Source organism: Erwinia pyrifoliae DSM 12163, assembly GCF_000026985.1.
Classification (GTDB): domain Bacteria; phylum Pseudomonadota; class Gammaproteobacteria; order Enterobacterales; family Enterobacteriaceae; genus Erwinia; species Erwinia pyrifoliae.
Genome location: NC_017388.1, coordinates 1 through 3070, shown reverse-complemented (window position 1 = coordinate 3070; position 3070 = coordinate 1). Strand labels below are relative to the sequence as shown.

The 3070-nt window shown below is 49.0% G+C and carries 4 protein-coding genes; 3 read left to right on the top strand and 1 reads right to left on the bottom strand.

From position 1 onward, the window contains the following. Positions 1–231: 231 nt before the first annotated feature. From EPYR_RS18430 to EPYR_RS18420, 3 genes are all read left to right on the top strand, one after another. Entirely contained in the window at positions 232–435 is a 204-nt protein-coding gene (locus EPYR_RS18430; RefSeq protein ID WP_012814655.1) for a Rop family plasmid primer RNA-binding protein, read from the top strand. 933 nt (positions 436–1368) lie between these two features. Then, positions 1369–1851: an Hcp family type VI secretion system effector gene (locus EPYR_RS18425; protein WP_012814652.1), complete on the top strand. Its 483-nt coding sequence runs from the start codon at positions 1369–1371 to the stop codon at positions 1849–1851. A gap of 13 nt (positions 1852–1864) precedes the next feature. Next, the gene (locus EPYR_RS18420) at positions 1865–2446 is read left to right on the top strand and encodes a glycoside hydrolase family 19 protein (protein WP_012814653.1); all 582 of its coding nucleotides are present in this window, start codon (positions 1865–1867) and stop codon (positions 2444–2446) included. A gap of 54 nt (positions 2447–2500) precedes the next feature. Here EPYR_RS18420 and EPYR_RS18415 read toward each other — a convergent pair whose 3' ends face one another. After that, entirely contained in the window at positions 2501–3040 is a 540-nt protein-coding gene (locus EPYR_RS18415) for a hypothetical protein (RefSeq protein ID WP_012814654.1), read from the bottom strand. Positions 3041–3070 lie beyond the last annotated feature (30 nt).

Genomic DNA, 3070 nt, shown 5'->3' with positions numbered 1-3070 from the left:
GCATAGTGGACACCCTGTCTGTTTATCAAATTTACCATAACACCCGTTGCCCGCACCGCCTGAGACGCACTCAGAGCCCTTTGAAGCCGTAAGCCGTAAAAAACCTTGTCTTCCTGGAGAAAATTCGTCAGAAACGCCCTCAGGCGCTTTTGCCTGTATGCATGGTTATGCAGCAGAATGCCTGACTGACGTTTTCATCCCGAATCTCACCCGTAATCGGAATAAGTGCGCATGAACAAGCAGGAAACCACCACCCTGAACATGGCGAAGTTTATCCGGGGACAGACGCTGCTGCTGCTCGAAAAGCTCGACGTACTCGATCTCGATGACGAAGCGGCAGACTGTGAAAAGCTGCACGAACAGGCCGAAGCGCTGTATCAAAAGCTGAGCGGACGGCTTTCGGAAAAAGAAACGGTGAACGGGAACGGATTTTAATCCGGTTCCGTGAAGTGTTGGCAGGGTGTCGGGGCGCAGCCCTGACGAAGGGTCTGGAGTGCCGGCGGTACTCCAAAAACACATCTTATCCTGCCGTTTTGTCGCCGGCACTAAGTGGCGGTAATGACAAAACATACCCTGTCCGGCTTTTGAACCTGACTGGTTGCGGGCGCTGCGCCGAACCAGTCACGGAGCACTAGCGGGGTGTATAATGGCTTAAATATATATGTCGTCACGGTGTTGGGGATCAGGAAAGTGCTTCATGTGGCAGGCGTGATATGTGGCTCAGGAGTGACCCGGTACTATGTCAGGGCAGATGACATGACGCCTCCTCGCTCATTCGCTCACTCCGTTCGGTCATGAGACTGCGGCGGGCGTTGCGATCTAACTGAGGCAGATAGATTTTTCTGGCTACATATGTACAAAAGCCCCGTGACAGAATCACAGGGCTTAGGTACTCTAATTCGCGCAGATGACTGCTCGGATTCAGAAGTCGCGATCTAATCCTAGCAGGGCTGGCTAGCCGTGTCACTACCAGCTTAATACCATTCAACGACATTAAAATCACATCTGCACCCTTGAAGCTCAGGTCTACGCCCCGGACTCCGGCAGGATAAACAGGCAAACGGTGGGAAGGTGAAAAACCTAACCAGCTCGGGAAAGAAGCTGGCTCTGCCCCGTCTCGCAGTACGCAACTAGCACCTGATAAATGAGCAACAAGGCAGCATTCGTGGTGAAGCGTGATCGCCAAGTTCCGGCGCAACACCCACAAAATAAGAACTCAAACGAACGGCCTGACGCTGGTCGCTCCGCTCCCCGTTTTCTGGTGTACCCACCACGGGGGCATTAGGCTTTTTTTACCTTTTTGTTATCATGCCCGCACGACGTCATGTGCAGGGTGACGCCACTCAACCCGGAACAAGGATAATATTCATGGCGACAAACCAGTTCATGCGCGTCAGAGGGATCACCGGCGAATCGCAGGATGCATCTCACAAGGGATGGACGGACATACTTTCCGTTGAATGGGGCGCGTCACAGCCAGCCAGTGCGCATACGGCCGGCGGTGCAGGCGCAGGAAAGGTCAGCTTTAAGGATCTTACCGTTATTGCATTTACAGACAGCGCAACGCCAGCCCTGCTGAAATACTGTGCTAACGGTAAGCACCTTAGCAGATTGGAAATATCAGTCTGTAAGGCGGGCGGCTCACAAATGGAATACAACCTGATTACCCTTGAGGATGTGCTGATTACCCGTGTGAGTTACAGCGGCGTCAGCGGAAGCCAGGAGATTGCGATGCGATACGGATTTCAGGCGGCATCAGTTCGTCTGTCCTACAGGGAGCAAACCGCCAGCGGCGGAAAAGGACCGGAATCGCTAACCGGATGGAACATCAAAGAGAACCGCGAAATCTGAAAAGGAAATCTGCATGTCCGTAAATGTCACCTATGAACTGCTGAAACGTATTGCTAAGCCCTACATATCCAACCACCAGAGACGCGATATTCAGGACGCCAACTTCAGGGCGCTGGCTCCGGCCATGAACTTATGGTTCCCGCATTACGACATCACAACAAAGCTCCGGGTGGCGCATTTTCTGGCACAGTCCTGTGTTGAAACGCAGGACTTCCTGTACATGACAGAAAACCCTGCACATGGCGGCAAAGAATACGAACCCGATACAAGAGCAGGGCACCTTGTCGGTAACCATAAACCGGGGGATGGCCCAAAATATATTGGCAGAGGGTTGCTGCATCTTACTGGACGGGAAAATTATCAAAAATACGGTGAGATGTTCAATGAGGACTTATTAAATCACCCAGAAAAAGTTGCTCAAGATTATTCACTTGCCGTAAGGACTGCGTGTGCATACTGGAAATTAAAAAATTTAAATGACTTGGCAGATGCAGATAAATTTTCGAGAATTACTTATCTGGTTAATGGTGGATATAACGGCAGTACAAGAAGAGAGCAAGCACTGAAGGAAATTAAACGTGCGCTTGGTATATAGAAAAAGCCAACAATCTAAGTTATGGAAGTTGGCTTCTTTCAAAAAAATTAGTTATCAGTGCGTAGAAAAATCAAAAGTGTGCCCATCAATAGCATCAGAGATGACATAGATGCGTTCCAAGTCATTACCACAAGATTGACCCTTCCTAGACCCAGCAGGGTATTTCCCAGGAAGGGAAGCTGAGTAAAACTCAGCGATTAATTTAAAATTATCCTTTGACTCAACAAGGTAATACTGCCTATACAAATCCTCCCCCAGGTATTGATCTACAATGCCTCTATTTTTTATTTCAGCTTCTTTTATTCCATCTCTTTTTGCTCGACGATACATTAGGCGCTCAGCTTCTTTTTTACTTATCTTTTCAGAGGAAAGACGAGTTATTTTCAGACTATCTGAACCATCAGAAAGCATAAAATCATAGTATTTTTTGTACTTTATTTTATCAGAACTAAAAGTAGCCCATAGGCCACTAAATATTGGCCCGTCCGCATCTTTGGAACAGTCAGGACCGGTATACACAGCTTCTGCTTTTCCCGCCGCATGACATCCCACCGACAGCGCCAGCAACACACTTAACAGCAACCCTTTCTTCACGTTATCGCTCCTTTAACCGGAAACAGGCCA

Excerpts from the sequence above, each read along its gene's own strand:
- EPYR_RS18430 (WP_012814655.1), top strand. The coding sequence starts at position 232 with ATGAACAAGCAGGAAACCACCACCCTGAACATGGCGAAGTTTATCCGG.
- EPYR_RS18425 (WP_012814652.1), top strand. The coding sequence starts at position 1,369 with ATGGCGACAAACCAGTTCATGCGCGTCAGAGGGATCACCGGCGAATCG.
- EPYR_RS18420 (WP_012814653.1), top strand. The coding sequence starts at position 1,865 with ATGTCCGTAAATGTCACCTATGAACTGCTGAAACGTATTGCTAAGCCC.